10 protein-coding genes and 2 pseudogenes are annotated in these 16,654 nt (G+C 76.2%); 3 read left to right on the top strand and 9 right to left on the bottom strand.

The window, feature by feature from the left end; all coding sequences use genetic code 11:
• Positions 1-166: 166 nt before the first annotated feature.
• From EDJALFJO_RS26540 to mraZ, 3 genes are all read right to left on the bottom strand, one after another.
• Positions 167-784 carry a hypothetical protein gene (locus EDJALFJO_RS26540; RefSeq protein ID WP_088289338.1) on the bottom strand — a complete coding sequence of 206 codons (618 nt, stop codon included), beginning with the start codon at positions 782-784 and terminating at the stop codon, positions 167-169.
• The gene (rsmH, locus tag EDJALFJO_RS26545; RefSeq protein ID WP_088289339.1) at positions 781-1,800 is read right to left on the bottom strand and encodes a 16S rRNA (cytosine(1402)-N(4))-methyltransferase RsmH; all 1,020 of its coding nucleotides are present in this window, start codon (positions 1,798-1,800) and stop codon (positions 781-783) included. Before rsmH ends, EDJALFJO_RS26540 begins: the two co-directional genes overlap by 4 nt.
• Before the next feature lie 270 nt (positions 1,801-2,070).
• Complete coding sequence (gene mraZ / locus EDJALFJO_RS26550; RefSeq protein WP_088289340.1) at positions 2,071-2,502, bottom strand: division/cell wall cluster transcriptional repressor MraZ; 432 nt, start codon at positions 2,500-2,502, stop codon at positions 2,071-2,073.
• Between the two features lie 544 nt (positions 2,503-3,046).
• Here mraZ and EDJALFJO_RS26555 point away from each other — a divergent pair.
• The 3 genes from EDJALFJO_RS26555 to EDJALFJO_RS26565 all read left to right on the top strand — a co-directional run bounded on the left by EDJALFJO_RS26555 (position 3,047) and on the right by EDJALFJO_RS26565 (position 7,830).
• Positions 3,047-4,003, top strand: coding sequence for a MoxR family ATPase (locus EDJALFJO_RS26555; RefSeq protein ID WP_088289341.1), 957 nt, complete (start codon positions 3,047-3,049; stop codon positions 4,001-4,003).
• A gap of 84 nt (positions 4,004-4,087) precedes the next feature.
• Positions 4,088-5,422 carry a DUF58 domain-containing protein gene (locus EDJALFJO_RS26560; RefSeq protein WP_088289342.1) on the top strand — a complete coding sequence of 445 codons (1,335 nt, stop codon included), beginning with the start codon at positions 4,088-4,090 and terminating at the stop codon, positions 5,420-5,422.
• The gene (locus tag EDJALFJO_RS26565) at positions 5,419-7,830 is read left to right on the top strand and encodes a DUF3488 and transglutaminase-like domain-containing protein (RefSeq protein ID WP_088289343.1); all 2,412 of its coding nucleotides are present in this window, start codon (positions 5,419-5,421) and stop codon (positions 7,828-7,830) included. Before EDJALFJO_RS26560 ends, EDJALFJO_RS26565 begins: the two co-directional genes overlap by 4 nt.
• A gap of 58 nt (positions 7,831-7,888) precedes the next feature.
• Here the strand turns inward: EDJALFJO_RS26565 and EDJALFJO_RS26570 are convergent, their stop codons facing one another.
• The 6 genes and pseudogenes from EDJALFJO_RS26570 to EDJALFJO_RS26590 all read right to left on the bottom strand — a co-directional run.
• A complete protein-coding gene (locus tag EDJALFJO_RS26570; RefSeq protein WP_088289344.1) occupies positions 7,889-9,139 on the bottom strand; it encodes a cytochrome P450 in 1,251 nt (416 codons plus the stop codon).
• 151 nt (positions 9,140-9,290) lie between these two features.
• Positions 9,291-9,686, bottom strand: coding sequence for a DUF3040 domain-containing protein (locus EDJALFJO_RS26575; protein WP_088289345.1), 396 nt, complete (start codon positions 9,684-9,686; stop codon positions 9,291-9,293).
• Positions 9,687-9,925: 239 nt separating this feature from the next.
• Positions 9,926-11,170 (bottom strand): DNA polymerase IV, encoded by a 1,245-nt coding sequence (locus EDJALFJO_RS26580; protein ID WP_088289346.1) that lies wholly within the window; start codon positions 11,168-11,170, stop codon positions 9,926-9,928.
• 21 nt (positions 11,171-11,191) lie between these two features.
• A complete protein-coding gene (locus tag EDJALFJO_RS26585; protein WP_233150046.1) occupies positions 11,192-12,022 on the bottom strand; it encodes a bifunctional 2-polyprenyl-6-hydroxyphenol methylase/3-demethylubiquinol 3-O-methyltransferase UbiG in 831 nt (276 codons plus the stop codon).
• Positions 12,023-12,161: 139 nt separating this feature from the next.
• A pseudogene (locus tag EDJALFJO_RS35815) lies at positions 12,162-12,527 on the bottom strand (hypothetical protein); the annotation flags it as partial.
• Between the two features lies 1 nt (position 12,528).
• Positions 12,529-16,640 (bottom strand): annotated as a pseudogene (locus EDJALFJO_RS26590) (DNA polymerase III subunit alpha); the annotation flags it as partial.
• Between the last annotated feature and the right edge of the window lie 14 nt (positions 16,641-16,654).

Here is a 16,654-nt window from a genome sequence, read left to right on the forward strand (position 1 = left end):
CGTACGACGACGCGCCGGCCGGCGCGTCGTCGTACGCCGCGCAGCAGGCGCGGCACCGCGCGCGTCGCGCGGTCCCGTCCCCCGTGTCCCGTCCGCCACCGGTCGCCTCCTGGCCTGGAGTGTGGCCGCCGGGGCGGCCGTCATTCGCGCCTCCCGGCGCCCGTCGTCAGTTCGTGGGCTTGCTCGTCGCCTTCGCCGTCGCGGTGCCGGACCTCGTGGCCGGCTTCGTGCTCTTCTTCGCCGCGGTGCCACCGGCCTTCGCCGTCGACGTGGCGGCCGGCTTCGTCCCCGGCTTCGCCCCGCTCTTCGCCCCCGCCGAGCCCTTCGCCGACGGGGTCGGCGTGGCCACCGCAGGCTTCTTCACCGTAGGTGACGGCTTGGCTACGCCAGCAGCAGGCACGCCGAGCACCTTGCCGTCGGAGGCCCGCAGGAACGCCGGGTTCGGCGCCGGCACCATGCCGTACCTGCTCGCCTGGGCCGCGAGGTTCTGCGGGGCCTGGAGCCGCTCGAGCTCCTCCTGGAGCGCCTGCTGCTGCTCCCCGAGGACGCGCGCCTGGCTCTGCGCGCGCTGCAGGGCGTAGGCCCCGCGCTCGAGGCTCATCTGGACCAGGAGCAGGGTGACGAGCCCGGCGACGAGCAGCGTCGCGCACGCGACGACGGCGCCCGCCCGGGACCGGGTGTGCGCCGGTGCTGCGACGACCCGCAGCCGCGGCGGCGCCGGGACCGGTCGGGCCGCCGGCCGCGCGTGGCGCGTCGGCATCCGGACGGCGGTGGACTGGCTCATGCTGCATCCCCTCTGGTGTGCGTGCGCCCCCTGGCGGGCGCACCCCCCCGGCCGGCCCTGACCCGCTCGGCGGCGCGCAGTCGCACCGACGCCGCGCGGGGGTTGGCCGCGATCTCCGACTCCGTCGCCGTCTCCGCCCCGCGGGTGAGCAGCCGGAGCACGGGCGCGTGCTCGGGCAGCTCGACCGGCAGGCCGGGCGGCGTGGTGCTGCGCGCCCCGTCGGCGAGGGCGTGCTTGACGATGCGGTCCTCGAGCGAGTGGTAGGCCATGACGACGACCCGGCCGGAGACGGCCAGGGAGTCCAGCGCGGCCGGCACCGCGCGCTCGAGGACCTCCAGCTCGCGGTTCACCTCGATCCGCAGGGCCTGGAAGGTGCGCTTGGCCGGGTTGCCGCCCGTGCGCCGGGCCGGCGCGGGGATGCTGTCCCGGATGAGCTCGACGAGCCGGGCGCTCGTCGTGAACGGGCTGGTGGCGCGGGCCCGGGCGACGTTCTCCGCGATCCGGCGGGCGAACTTCTCCTCGCCGTACCGGGAGATGACCCGGGCCAGGTCGCGCACCTCGTACGTGTTGAGCACGTCGGCGGCGGTCGGCCCGGTCGTCTGGTCCATCCGCATGTCGAGCGGGGCGTCCACGCTGTAGGCGAAGCCGCGGTCCGCCTCGTCGAGCTGGAGCGAGGAGACGCCGAGGTCGAGGAGCACGCCCTGCGCCGGGCCGAGCCCGAGCCGCTCGAGGACGGCGGGCATCTCGTCGTAGACCGCGTGCACGAGGCGCACCCGCTCCCCGAACGGCGCGAGCCGCCGGCCGGCGAGCTCGAGGGCGTCGGGGTCGCGGTCGATGCCGACGAGCACCGCCTGCGGGCAGGCCTCGAGGAGGGCCTCGCTGTGGCCGCCCATCCCGAGCGTGCCGTCGACGACGACGGCGCCCGGCGCGGCGAGGGCCGGGGCGAGCAGGGCGACGCAGCGGTCGCGCAGCACCGGCACGTGCCGGTCGCGCGCGTCACCCCCGCTGCCCGTCATCTCGACCCTTTCCTCCCCCGGTGGACCGGGACCTCGTCGTGCTGCGCCTCGTCGTGCTCGTCGTCCTGCTCGACGACCTGCTCGTCGTCCCCGCCGGCGTGTCGCGGAACATCGCCGGAGGGCTGCCCGGGTACGGCCCGGCCGCCAGGTCCCCATCCGCCCGCCCTGACGGCCTGACACCGGGGAAGGTGAGTCAGGACGTCACGGGCGGCTGGAGACCTCGCGGCCGGATCAGTCGGGTCGTGCGGGTCGTGCCGTGGTGCCGGGTGGTCAGAACAGGCCGGGGACCACCTCGTCGGTCTGCTCGGCGAACGCCTCCTCGGATGCGGACAGGTAGGTCTCCCAGGCCTGGAGGTCCCAGATCTCGACCCGCTCACCGGCACCGATGACGGCGCAGTCGCGCTCCAGACCCGCATAGCTGCGCAGGAGCGGCGGGATGGTGACCCGCCCCTGCCGGTCGAGCTGCTCGTCGCTGGCCCCGGAGAGGAAGACCCGCAGGTAGTCGCGCGCCTGCTTGCTCGTCACCGGTGCCTGCCTGAGCTGCCCTGCGAGCCGTTCGAACTCGGCGACCGGGAAGACGTAGAGGCAGCGTTCCTGCCCCCTCGTCACCACGACGCCGCGCTCGAGCTGCTCGCGGAACTTCGCCGGAAGGATCAGCCGCCCTTTCTCGTCGAGCCGGGGGGTGTGCGTGCCGAGGAACACGGCCGCCTCCCTCCGGTCCCGCCGGCGACCGTGGCCTTCGATCGCTGGACGAGCCATTCCGCTCCAACGCCCCCCACAGTACTCCACTTTCCCCCACGGTCAACGATGAAACGCCCCCGATCTGGATCTGCGGGCGGCATCCGCGCAGGTCAGAGGGGTGGTGCGCAGGTGGGGGGTGTCAGCCGTCCGGCCCATGCCAGGGCGGGGCGATCTGGGCGAACCGGGACGCCGGCGGGCCCGTCGGGGGCCCGGTGGGGGCTCCCCGGCCGGTTCGTGGGGCGAAGTGGGGGGCTCCGGGGGCGGCGCGTGCCCGGGCCGATTCGTCGGGATCGGAGAAGATCGGGGAGGATCGACGACGGATCGACGCAACCCGGTGGCCGGGACGGGCGTCCTCTGCCCGGACTCCACGCCCGGCGGAGCCGCCCGTGAACGAACGCCGCGGTCGCGCCGTTGTCAGGGATGACGCCGGGCTGCCACCTGAGAGACTGTGGGTCACGCCGCTGGGCACGAAGCAGAAGGAGACGGTGTGAGCACACCTGCCCCCATGTCGCTCGACGACCTCGTCCGCGCGACCGGTGCCATCCGCGCCGCCGTGGAGACCGTCGTCGAGGGCAAGCCCGACGTCGTCCGCCTGTCGGTGACCGTCCTGCTCGCCGAGGGGCACCTGCTCCTCGAGGACGTCCCGGGCGTCGGCAAGACGATGCTCGCCAAGTCGCTGGCGCGGGCCGTCGGCTGCTCGGTGCGCCGCATCCAGTTCACGCCCGACCTGCTGCCGAGCGACGTCACCGGCGTGAGCATCTACAACCAGGAGCGGCAGGACTTCGAGTTCAAGCCGGGCGCCGTCTTCGCGAACGTCGTCGTCGGGGACGAGATCAACCGGGCCTCGCCGAAGACCCAGTCCGCCCTCCTGGAGTGCATGGAGGAGCGGCAGGTCACCGTCGACGGCACGACGTACCGGCTCCAGCCGCCGTTCATCGTCATGGCGACCCAGAACCCCGTCGAGATGGAGGGCACCTACCCCCTCCCCGAGGCGCAGCGCGACCGCTTCATGGCCCGGCTGTCGATGGGCTACCCGTCGGCCGCCGCCGAGGTCGACATGCTCGAGCGGCACGGCGAGCACGACCCGCTGTCGGCGCTCGCCCCGGTCGCGGACGCCGAGCTGGTCCGCCGGCTCATCGCGACGGCCCGGGCGGTCTACGCCTCGGACGCCGTCAAGGAGTACGTCGTCTCGCTCGTCCGGGCGACCCGGTCCACCGCGGACCTGCGCCTCGGCGCCTCGCCGCGCTCGGCCCTGCACCTGCTGCGGGCCGCGAAGGCGCACGCCGCGATGGAGGGCCGTCAGCACGTCCTGCCGGACGACGTCCAGGAGCTCGTGCACCCCGTCCTCGCGCACCGGCTGCTGCCGAGCGCGGACGCCCAGCTCGCCCGGCGCTCTCCCGAGGAGGTCCTCTCGGGCCTGCTCGCGCACGTCGCCATCCCGAGGTCGCGCGCGACCGCGTGACGCCCGGCCGGCCGACGGGCTCACAGGAAGGGATGGCACCGTGTCGACGATGAGTGCACCGACCAGCGCACCCGGGGGACGTCGATGACCGACCTGCGCTCCTGGCTGCGCCCGGCGCTGTCCGGGCTCACGACCCGCGGCAGGTCCTTCCTCGCGGCGGGCGGCGCGGCCGCGGTCTGCGCGGTCGTCCTCGGCCAGCAGGACCTCCTGCGGGTCGCCGTCCTGCTCGCCGCCCTGCCGCTCGGCTGCGCGATCGTGCTCGGCCGGTCGCGGTACCGGCTCGCCCTGACCCGGACGATCACCCCGCAGCGGGTCGTCGCCGGCACGACCGCCCGGGTGCGCCTGGAGCTGGAGAACCTCACCCGGCTCGCGACCCGCGTCCTGCTCGCCGAGGACCGCGTCCCCTACTCGCTCGGGCCGTCGCCACGGTTCGTCCTCGCCCGGCTGCCCGGCGGGCGCCGGGCCGCGGTGACGTACTCGCTGCGCTCGGAGGTCCGCGGCCGCTACAGCGTCGGCCCGCTCCGGCTGCGCCTCACCGACCCGTTCGGGATGTGCGAGCTGACCCGCTCGTTCACCGCGACCGACCCGCTCGTCGTCGTCCCGCGGACCTGGCCGCTGTCCCCCGTGACCGCCGGCGGGCAGTGGTCCGGCAGCGGGGAGTCGCTGGCCCGCAGCGCCGCCGCGAGCGGCGAGGACGACATCGCGACCCGGGAGTACCGCTACGGCGACGACCTGCGCCGGGTGCACTGGCGCTCGACGGCCCGCCGCGGCGAGCTCATGGTCCGCCGCGACGAGCAGCCGCGGCAGATGCGCGCGACCGTCCTGCTCGACGTCCGGCCGCAGGCGCACCGCGGCGAGGGCCCGGCGTCGTCCTTCGAGTGGGCGGTGAGCGCCGCGGCGTCCGTCGCGGTGCACCTCGCCGGGCAGCGCTACGGCGTCCGGCTCGTCGTCGACGAGCGGCCCGCCGGCTGGACCGGCCCCTACAGCGGGGACGGCGCCGGCCAGCTCCTCGACGAGCTCGCCGTCGTCGACCTCGGCGACGCCCCCGACCTCAACGGCGCGGTGACCGCGATGGCCCGCACCGGGGGCGACGGGCTCGTCGTCGCCGTGCTCGGCGAGTGCGGCGAGGAGGAGGCCACGGCCCTGGCCATGATGGGCCGCCGGACCGGCCGCGGGATCGCGATCCTGCTCCGGACGACGGCCTGGGGCCCCGCGCCCGACCGCGCGAGCGGCGAGGCCGACGAGAACCGGCGCCGCGCGGCGGCCGTGCTGCGCTCCGGCGGCTGGGTCGTCACCGAGGCCGGCCCCGAGGAGACCGTGCGGCAGGCCTGGGACCGGGTCGCCGACGCCCGCCCCGGCACCGAGTTCCGGCTCGCGCCCGTGCCCGCCCCGCTCCCCGGCGCAGGAGGATCCCGATGAGCTCGACGACCCAGGCCCGGCTCACCCTCGCGTCGGTCCTCGCGACGATGCTCGCGGCGCTCACGCTGAGCCCGCTCGTGCGCGGCAAGGCCTGGCTCGTCGCGGTCTTCGTGCTCGTGGCCGTCGTCGCCGGTGTCGGCGCCGCCGTCCGTCAGGTGACCCGCTCCTGGCTCGTCGTCCTGCTCGCCCAGCTCGCGGCCTTCGCGCTCGCGGTGACGGCGCTGTTCGCCCGCAACGCGGCCCTGTGGGGCGTGCTCCCCGGGCCGGAGGCGTGGCGCGCGCTCGCCGAGCTGGTCCGGGCCGGGGTCGAGATCACCGAGCAGGACGGCCCGCCGGTCGAACCGGCCCGCGGCCTCATCCTGCTCGTCGCCGGCGGTGTCGGCCTCGTCGGGCTCGTCGTCGACGTCCTCGCCGTCTCGCTGCGCCGCCCCGCGGTCGCGGGCCTGCCGCTGCTCGCCGTGTACTGCGTCCCGGCGGCGGTGCTGCCGGACGGCGTCTCGTGGGTCTGGTTCGTCCTCGGCGGGCTCGGCTACCTGCTCCTCATCGCCGCGGACGCGACCGACCGGATCCGGGGCTGGGGCCGGGTCCTGGGCAACCTCGGGCCGGACGGCGAGGGCCGGACCATGGCCGGCGGCCCGCTGAGCGGCGCCCGCCGGATCGGGGTCGGGGCGCTCGCCGTGGCGGTCCTCGTACCGCCGCTCGTGCCCGGGCTCGGGGAGCAGATCCTCGGCAACGGCTCGGGCTCGGGCGACGGCAAGGGCAACCGGCAGATCGCCGTCGTCAACCCGATCCTCACCCTCCGCGAGGACCTCAACGACCGCGCGGACATCACCGTGATGACGTACAAGCTCTCCGGGGACCAGCAGCCCGAGCCGCTGCGGATCGTCGCCGACACCCAGTACCGCGGCGACAAGTGGGAGCCGCCGACGGACCGCAAGATCCCGCGGGACAACACGGTCCAGACCCAGATGGGCACGCCGCCCGGCCTCACCCCGGCGGTCGCCACCGAGCGGCTCCAGATGTCGGTGACGGTCAACGACTACAAGCAGAACTTCCTCCCGCTGCCCTACCCGGCGTACAAGGTCGACATCGAGGGCGACTGGCTCTGGGACGCCTCGACCCTCAACGTCGTCGGCAGCGGCACGGACACCCGCAACAAGCAGTACGAGGCCTACTACTACGACGTGCAGCCGACGGCCGAGCAGCTCCAGGCCGCGGGCCTGCCGCCGCAGAGCATCAGCGACGAGTACACCAAGCTCCCGGCCGACTTCCCCGCCACGCTCCGCGACACCGCGAAGCAGGTCGCCGGCAACGGCTCGGACTACGAGCAGGCGACGGCGCTGCAGAAGTACTTCCGGGACGGCGGCTTCCGGTACGACACGAACGCACCGGTCGGCACCGGCTCGAACGACGGCAGCCAGGACGTGCTCGTGCAGTTCCTGCGCGTCAAGCGCGGGTACTGCGTGCACTTCGCGTCGGCGATGGCCGTCATGGCCCGGGCGCTGAACATCCCGGCGCGGGTCGCGGTCGGCTTCCTGCCCGGGAGCAAGGGCGCGGACGGCACCTACACCGTCAGCCTGCGGGACGCGCACGCGTGGCCCGAGCTCTACTTCGACGGCGTCGGCTGGGTGCGGTTCGAGCCGACCCCGGCCGGCCGGGTCGCCCAGGTCCCCGGCTACACGACGGGGGTCCAGGAGCCCGAGGAGTCGCCGACGCAGACGCAGACGCAGACCTCGGAGCCGTCGAGCAGCGCGTCGTCCGCGCAGCAGCGCACCGGCGCCCCGGACGAGAACCTCGGCCCGGTGGAGCAGACGCCGCTGCTCGAGCGGGTCCTCGCCGCGATCCCGTGGCGCGTCGTCCTCGCCGTCCTGCTCCTCGGGCTGCTCGGGCTCGTCCCGCTGCTCGCGGCGACCGTCGTCCGGCGGCGGCGCTGGCGGCGGGCGGTGACGGCGTCCGCACGCGCGGAGGCCGCGTGGGAGGAGCTGCGCGAGCGGCTCGCCGACCTCGGTGTCCGGTGGGCCTCGTCGTGGACGCCGCGCGCCCTGCAGCGCCGGCTCGCCGACGACCACACCCTCGGCGGCAGCGAGCGCGGGGCGCTCGGCCGGCTCGTCGACGACGTCGAGTCGGCCCGCTACATGCCGCCCGGTGCGCCGGGCCGCGACCCCGACGAGATGGGCGAGGACGTCCGCACGGTCGCCGACGGCGTCGCCCTCACGGTGCCCAAGGGAGCCCGGCGGCGGGCCCGCTGGTTCCCACGGACCGGGGTCGAGGTGCTGGGCGGGATCGCCCGCAGCGCCGACGTCGCGGCCGACGAGGCCGGACGGCGGGCGGCGGCGCTCGGTGCCCAGGTGCGCCAGAGCGTCGGGGCCGGGCGGCGCAGCGGTCCGGGCGACGGCCCGGAGGACTGAGCCCCCGGGGGTCGTCCCCCGGGTTCGGTCGTCGGGCGTGCTTCTCGGCCGCGGCCCCTCAGCCGCGCCGCACCCGCACCCGCACCGGGAGGCGGAGCATCCCGCGGATCGTCGTCCCCGGGCGGCGGACGGGCCGGCCGGCCGGTTCGAGGTCGAGCCGGGCGGCGAGCGTCGCGAGGGCGACCTCGCCCTCGAGCCGGGCGAGCGGCGCCCCGACGCAGTAGTGGATTCCCGCCGAGAAGGCGAGGTGCTCGACGGCGGGCGTCCGGAGCAGGTCGAACCGGGCCGCGTCCGGGTGCACCGCGGGGTCGCGGTTCGCCGCGCCGATGAGGGCGACGACCCACTGGCCGCGCCGGACCGGGACGCCGCCGAGGTCGAGCGGGGCGTGCGCGACCCGGGCGGTCCGTTGCACGGGCGGGTCCTGCCGGAGCGTCTCCTCGACGGCGGCCGCGGCCAGGCCCGGGTCGGCGCGCAGCAGCTCCCACTGGTCGCGGTCGGCGAGCAGGGCGTGGACGGCGTTGCCGACGAGGTTCACGGTCGTCTCGAACCCGGCGACGAGGAGGAGCTGGACGAGCGGCAGCAGCTCGGCGGCCTCGATGCCGTCGCCCTCGTGCGCGACGAGGTGGCTGATGACGTCGTCGCCCGGGTCGGTGCGGCGCCGGACGACGAGGTCGCCGAGCAGCGTGGTGAGCGCCTGCTGGGCGGTCATGAGGTCCCGGGCGTGGCGCAGCGACCGGATGCCGTCGAGCGCGCTGCCGATCGTCGTCCCGTAGCGGGCGAACCGCGCGCTGTCGGCGTCCGGGACGCCCAGCAGGTCGGTGATCACGGCGATCGGCAGCGGCGCCGCCAGCGCGGCCACGAGGTCGAACGTGCCTCCGGTCGCGGCGTCGTCGACGAGGCGGTGGGTGAGCTGCTCGATCCGGGTGCGGTAGGCGGCCATCCGCCGCGGGGTGAACGCGGGGGCCGCGAGCCGGCGCAGCCGGGTGTGGTCCGGCGGGTCGCGCTCGAGGAACGACAGGTCGATGCCCTCGGTGCGGTCGGGCATGCCCAGGGCCCGGACGCCGAGCCGGCGGTCCCGCAGGGCCTCGCTCGTCACGGCGTGCCCGGTCGTGACCCAGTTGCCGAGCCGGGTCGGGGCGACCGGGCCGTGCGCGCGGAGCTCCTCGTAGACCGCGTACGGGTCGACCCGGCCGGGGCGGAGCATGAGGCGGGCCATCGGGTCCCGGCGGCCGTAGCCCTGCCAGGCGGTCGCGGCGCGTTGCGCGTACAACCCGCCGGCGAACCGCACGACGTCCGTCACGGTGCTCATCCCGGCCTCACCCCCACGGGCGCCCTGCTCTGCTCCCCGGGCTCCCCCGGCCCCAGCCTCGCACGGACGCAGCGGAGGGGCCCGCCTGGTGGCGGGCCCCTCCCGAGGCTGGGTGCCGTGCTGCCGGCCGACAGGCGGCCGGGTGGTCAGCTCAGTTCTGGTCGCGGCGACGGTCCCAGCGGTCCTCGAGACGCTGCATGAACGAGCCGTTCCCACCGCCCCGGCGCTTCACGGGGCGGCCCTTGACGGTGCCGGCGGCGGAGACCACCCCTGCGGGGCCGCCCTTGCGCTGGCTCGACACGGCGTACGCCGTGCCGGCGAGCATGAAGATGAAGCCGAGGATCGCGAGGACGTAGTTCTTGCCCGCGACGCCGGCGACCAGTCCGACGAGTCCGAGGGAGATCGCCGCTGCACCGATGAGGATCTTCCGGCCCGCCCCGGCCCGGCGGTTGGCACCGCGCATGGTGGAGGCGAACTTGGGATCCTCGGCGTAGAGGGCGCGCTCCATCTGCTCGAGAAGGCGCTGCTCGTTGTCCGAGAGCGGCACGTCGACCTCCCAGGTGCAGTCCGCGATACAAACAGGATAAGTCCGGGCCGCGCGGCGCGAAACCCGATCCAAGGATGACTCGGCAACCCCGTGTTTCGACTTGATGACGCTCGGGGGGTCCGAAAGGTTCGTCGTGACATCACCCGATCAGCAGCATGGTGCATCGGATCCCGGCGCACCACCCGGTGAAACGGTGCGAAACGGCGTCGAACGGGCCTGGACGGTCGCCGGACGGTGGATCACGCCGACTCGTCCGGCTGCACGAGGCTCGCCGGCCGGACGGCGCCCGCCCCGAACCGCGCGCTCGCCCGGTCGACCGCCTGCTCGGCCTCGCGCCAGCCCTGGGGCCGCTCGTCGAGGGCGAGCTGGTGGTGGCTCCCGGCGGCGTCCGCCAGCCCCTCGACCCGCACCCCGACGAGCCGGATCCGGGCCCGGTCGAGCCCGAGCGCGGCGTAGAGGTCGCGGGCCACGGCGTAGACGGTGCGCGCGACGTCGGTCCGCTCGGGCAGCGTGCGGGCCCGGGTGATCGTCGTGAAGTCGGCGAACCGGACCTTGATGCTCACGGTGCGCCCGACCATGCCCTGCGACCGCATCCGGGCGGCGACCCGTTCGGACAGCCGCAGCAGCTCGCGCAGGACGACCTGTGTGTCGTCGACGTCCCGGGCGAACGTCTCCTCGGCGCCGATGCTCTTCTCGACCTGCTCGGGGACGACCGGGCGCGGGTCCCGGCCCCACGAGAGCGCGTGCAGGTGGCTGCCGGCGGCGTCCCCGACGGCCCGGCGCAGCGTCTCCACCGGGACGTGCGCGAGGTCGGCGACCGTGCGCAGCCCGAGCCGCTGGAGCGCCTCCTCGGTGCGCTCGCCGACGCCCCAGAGCGCCCCGACGGGGAGCCTGTGCAAGAAGGTCACCGTCTCGTCCCGCGGGACGACGAGCAGCCCGTCCGGCTTGGCCCGCCCGGACGCGAGCTTGGCGACGAACTTCGTCGAGGCGACGCCGACCGAGCACGTGATGCGCTGCTCGTCGGCCACCCTGTCCCGGATGATCTGCCCGATCGCGGCGGGCGGCCCGAGTCGGCGGAGGGCGCCCGCGACGTCGAGGAAGGCCTCGTCGAGGCTCAGCGGCTCCACGGCCGGCGTCACCGAGCGGAAGATCTCCATGATGCCGTGGGAGACCTCGCTGTACCGGTGGTGCCGGGGCTCGAGGACGACGGCCTGCGGGCAGAGCCGGCGGGCCCGGCCCATCGGCATCGCCGAGTGGATGCCGAACCGGCGGGCCTCGTACGTCGCCGAGAGGACGACGCTGCGCCCGCTGCCGCCGCCGACGACGACCGGCAGGCCGTGCAGGTCGGGGCGGTCGATGAGCTCGACGGACGCGAAGAAGGCGTCCATGTCGACGTGGAGGATCGTGCAGCCGTCGTCGTCACCGGTGAGGCCGTCGTCGAAGCCGCCCGGGCGCCCGGCCCGGTCGAGCTGGCGGCGGCTCACGGGGCACCTCCCCCGGTGGCCTCAGGCCCGGCGCTGGGCGACCAGGTGGAGCTGGGCCGCGACCGCGGACAGGACCGCCCGGTCGGGGTGCTCGCTCGCGGCCCGCTCGAGGTCGAGGAGGGCCTGGGCGGCCTCGGGGTCGCCGTCGACGAGCGCGCCGGGGAGCAGGTCGGTGAAGATCCGCACGCCGTGGACGAGCCGGACCTCGACCGAGCCGCCGCCCGAGCCGTCACCGGTCGCGGCCGGCCGGTCGGCGAGCAGGCCGCGTAGGGCGGCCTCGTCGAACCGGCGGGGCATGGGGTCACCGTCGCCGCCGCGGCCGGCGGGGTCGTCAAGGATCCGCCGGGCCTCGGCGAACCGGCCGGAGAGCGCCCGGGCGAAGAGGGCGCCGAGCCGTTGCGCGACGAGGACGCTGAGCAGCCCGTCGGGCCGCAGCGCGTCGACGGCGTCGTGGAGGGCCGCGTGCGGGTCGTCGACGTACTCCAGGGCGCCGTGGCACAGGACGACGTCGGCGACCCCGGCCCCCAGGACCGAGGTGAGCGCCCCGGCGTCCCCCTGCTCGGCCCGGACCCGGTCGGCCACACCGGCGTCGGCCGCCCGGCGGCGCAGGGCCGCGAGGGCGTCCGGGCTGGGGTCGACGACGGTGACCCGGTGCCCCAGCTCGGCGAGCGGGACGGCGAAGCCGCCGGTGCCGCCGCCGACGTCGACGACGTCGAGGGACGCCCGGCCGACGGCCTGCGCCTGCTCCGCGACGAGGGTGTCGAGCACCTCCCAGACGACGGCGGTCCGGATCGCCGAGCGCGGGTCGCCCCGCAGTGCCCAGCGACGGGCTCGGGCGGTGTCAGGGGCCACGGTCGGTCTCCCGGATGAGGTCGCGTCGTCCACGGTCGGGACGTCGCCTCCCAGCCTAGTGAGCGCGTGCCCCGCGGCGGCGGCGCGGTCACCGGGACACCCGCGGGACGCGCCGGTACCGCGCGGTGCAGGTCGTCGCTCACCGGCCGCTGCTCCCCGGGCTCGTGTGCCAGAGCTTGCGCGGCGGCTCGCTGCGGCGGCGCCGCTCGCCCCCGGCGTCGCGCGGGTCTCCCCCGGCCGTGACCGGGTCGTTCGCCGCCTGGTCGCCGGCTGCCGGGTCGCCGGCTGCCGGGTCTCCCCCGGCCGGCCGCTCCCCCGGCCGCAGCGGGCGGCGGCCCCGGTCGCCGTCGACGACCGGGCCGGCTCCTTCGGCGGCGAGCATCCGCCGGGTGTCCCGGGTGTTCTCCCCCGGCGGCTTGATGTCGGCGTACGGCGACTGCCGGAACCCGCTCGCGTGGACGAGCACCCGGCGGTGCCCGGACCCGCCGCCCATCCCGCCGGCCCGNGCCGCCGCGGCGGCCGCCGGCCGGGCGACGTCCCGGTCGCCGCTCGGCAGCCCGGTGCGGGTCAGCGCGGCGGCGTACTCCTCGTCGGCCGTCGGACCGCCGTCGGAGACCGGGACGACGACCCCGCCGCCGAACGTCGTGACCGGCGGGCGGACCATGACCGGCCGCGACGACCGGCTCGCCGCCGCCCCGCGGACGGCGGCCTGGGTCGTCTCGTCGTCCCACGAGCGCTCGGCGGTGACGATCCGCCGGACCGCCTCCAGACCGCCCTCGACCCAGGCGTCCCAGAGCACCGGCAGCTCCCACGCCCCGGTCGCCCGCAGCGACACCCCGCGCGGGCCGGTCCGGCGCAGGACACCGCGGACGACGAGCAGCCAGGAGTGGAAGACCGTCGCGGCGTACGGGCCCTGGGCGTCCTCGAAGAACGTCGCGTCGACCGGACCGGTCGCGTCGTCGAGGGTGAGGAAGACGACCCGGCGCCCGGACCGCACCGGCGGGGTCTGGGTCGCGACCTTGACCCCGGCGACGAGCAGCTCGCTGCGGCTGCGCCGGCGCAGGACGTCGGCGGAGCGGGTCACCCCGAGCGCGTCGAGGAGCGGGACGTAGAAGTCGAGGACGTGCCGGCTCGCGTCGAGCCCGAGCACCTCGAGCTCGGCCCGGACCCGCTCCGCCCCGGTCATCTCGGGCAGCCCGCTGCGGACGGTCTCGTCCGGGGCGTCGCCGAGGTCGAGGGCGAGCTGGACCGAGTGGTCCTGCGGCGGGGCCGCCGTCCGGGGGGCCTGCGACTGGCGGGCCGCGGCCTCCCGGACGGCGTCCGGGTGCGGTCCGTCGGGCCCGACGTCCCCGACGTGCCCGCCCTGCCCGACGTGCCCGACCTGCCCGTCCCGGGCCGCCCCCCGGGACGCCCCGGTGCCCGGCCGGCCCTTCGTCACCGACCGGGTCCACCGCTCGAGCTCGGCGACCTGCAGGAGCAGGTCGCGCCGGGTCACCCGGCCGCGCCGCCGGACCGGCAGGGTCGAGCCGAGCCCGTAGAGGGTGTCGAAGGCCCCGGCGACGACGAGCCGCTCGACGACCGGGCGGGACACGTGCGCGCGGTGCCAGAAGTCGGCGAGCGAGTGGTACGGCCGGCCCGCGACGATGCGCGCGACCTCGGCCTCCGAGATGCCCTTGACGTCGGCGAGGGCGAGCCGGATGCCGTACGGCCGGCCGTCGGGCAGCCCCTCCCCGGGCAGCGGCCGCGGGGTCGGCGGGTCGTCGGGCGCGTCGTCCGGTGCCTGGCCGAAGAGCCCGTCGGGGTGGGTGTCGGGGTGCGCGTCGGGCCGGGCGTCGTGGCCCGCGTCGGCCGCGGCCACGTCGGGGCTGGTGCCCCGCGAGGGCCGGGCGTCGACCTGGTCGAGGATCCGCGGCGGCGGCTCGTCCCACCAGGTGACCTTCTCCACCCGGTACGTCGCGTCGGAGACGTTGACGTCGAGCGGCAGGACGGCGATGCCGAAGTTGCGGGCGTCGTCGAGGATGAGCCGCTTGGGGTACATCCCCGGGTCGTGGGTGAGTACCCCGGCGAGGAAGGCCGCCGGGTGGTGCGCCTTGAGCCACGCCGAGTGGTAGGTCGGCAGCGCGAACGCCGCGGCGTGCGCCTTGCAGAACCCGAACGACGCGAAGGCCTTGAGCACCTCCCAGATCCGGTCGACCGTCGCGGCGTCGTAGCCGAGGGCGGTCGCCCGCGGCCGCCACCACGCCTCGACGTCCACCTGGCCCGCGGGCGAGCCCATCGCCCGCCGGACCTCGTCGGCCTGGGCGAGGCTGCACCCCGCGGTGACCGCGACGATCTTGAGCACCTGCTCGTGGAAGACGACGACGCCCGCGGTCTCGGCGAGGGCCGGCTCGAGGCTCGGGTGCAGGTAGTCGGGCTCGTCCCAGCGCTGCCGGGCCCGCAGGAACGGGGTGACCATGTCGGACTTCACCGGCCCGGGCCGGAACAGCGAGATGTCGATGATGAGGTCGCCGAACGTCTCCGGGGCGAACTTGCCGACGAGCTCGCGCTGCCCGGGCGACTCGATCTGGAACATCCCGAGGGTGTGCGTCGAGCGGATGAGGCGGAACGTCGCCTCGTCGTCGTGCGGCACGGCGTCGAGGTCGATCCGGCCGGTACCCGGGTCGAGGTAGCCGGTCACCGGGTCGGCGGCCACCTCCGGGTGGCGCCCGGCGGCGAGGGCGTCGGGACCGTCGACCCGTTCGACCTCCTGCAGGGCGTAGGCCATCGAGGACTGCATCCGGATCCCGAGGACGTCGAGCTTGAGCAGGCCGAGGTCCTCGACGTCGTCCTTGTCGAACTGGCTCATGGGGAACCCGACCCAGCTCGACTCGACCGGGGTCCGGTCGAGCAGGCTCCGGTCGGAGAGCAGGACGCCGCACGGGTGGAGCGCGACGTGCCGCGGCAGCCCGTCGAGCCGCTCGACGAGGTCGAAGAGCAGGTCGAGCCGGGCCGCGCCGAGCCCGGACGCCCGCAGCTCGGGCAGCTCCCGGATCGCGTGCCGGACGTCCCGGGCCCGGATGTGCGGGAACGACTTGGCGATCGCGTCGACCTCGGGCGGCGGGAGGCCGAGCGCGGCGCCGACGTCCCGGACGGCGTGCCGCACCCGGTAGGTGTCCATCATCGACACGCAGCTGACCCGCTCCGACCCGAAGCGCCGCAGGATCTCCTCGTAGACCTCGGTGCGCCGGGCGGACTCGACGTCGACGTCGATGTCGGGCAGCTGGGCGCGCATCGGGGAGAGGAACCGCTCCATGAGCAGGTCGTGCCGCAGCGGGTCGACCCCGGAGATGCCGAGCAGGTAGTTCACGAGGCTGCCGGCCCCCGAGCCGCGCGCCGCGACCCGGACCCCGATCCCGCGGATGAGCCGGCACACCTCGCCGACGGTGAGGAAGTAGGCCGGGAAGCCCATCTCCGTGATGGTCGCCAGCTCGTGCTCGAGCCGCTCGGAGACCGCGCGCAGCCGCTGCGCGGACGCCCCGGGGTAACGCCGGCCGATCCCGGCCTCGCACTCCTTGCGCAGCCGGGACTGCGCGCTCTCCCCGATGCCGAGGCCGAGGACCTCGTCCTCCGGCAGGTGGACGCTGCCGGTGCCGAGGTCGGCCTGGGCGTCGAGCCGGCACCGGTCGGCGAGGGCCTGCGTCGCCGCGAGCAGGCCGGCCGCGCCGGCCTCGTCCCCCGCCGCCCGGGCGACCTCGCGGGCGACGGACGCCATGTGCCCGCCCGGCGCGAGGAACCCCTCGGCGCTGACCCGGTCGACGTGCCGGGTGTCGAGGGCGACGAGCCGGCGGGCGGCGTCCAGGACGTCGACGGTCGTCGCGCCGTCCGGCGTCGCGGACCGGACGGCGTTCGTGAGGACGGCGGTCACGCCGGCCTCACGGGCCACTGCGAGCATCCGCGCCGCGTGGCCGACGCTGCCCGGGGTGCCCTGCGCGCCGTGGTGGCAGACGACCTCGACGTAGAGCTCCGCCGGGGCGGGCAGCACGGCACGCCAGCGGTCGAGGACGGCCCGGGCCAGGTCGGGCCGTCGGGCGAGCACCGCCCGGCCGACCTCGGAGCCGGGACCGAGGAGGACGGCGAGGGCGGGCGCCCCGCTGCGGGGGTCGGTCGCGTGCTCGCCGACGAGGTCGGGGGTGGCCACCGGCCGGCCCCGCTCCCCGCGCAGGTGGGTCGCCGACACGAGCCGGCACAGCCGGCCCCAGCCGGCGGCCACGGGCAGCCCGGTCGCGGTGTCCGCGGCGAGGGCGAGGACGGTGACCCGCGGGTGCCGCGGGTCGACGCTCGCCCCGCCGCGCACCGGGGTGCGCCCGGCCGGGCGGGCCGTCGGGACCGCCCAGCCGGGCAGCCCGTCGAGGAGCCCGCTCGGCTCCACGGCGAGGTCGACGCCGAGGATCGGGGACAGCCCCGCCGCAGCGCAGGCCCGGGTGAACTTCACCGCGCCGTAGAGCCCGTCCCGGTCGGTGAGCGCGAGCGCGTCCATGCCGTGCCCGGCCGCCTCCTCGACGAGCGCCGCCGGGGTCGAGGCGCCGTAGCGCAACGAGTAGCCGGAGGCGACGTGGAGGTGCGTGAAGGGAACACCCATGGCCTGGCCCGCCT

It is taken from the genome of Kineosporia sp. A_224, assembly GCF_002198655.1.
Classification (GTDB): Bacteria; Actinomycetota; Actinomycetes; order Actinomycetales; family Kineosporiaceae; genus R-H-3.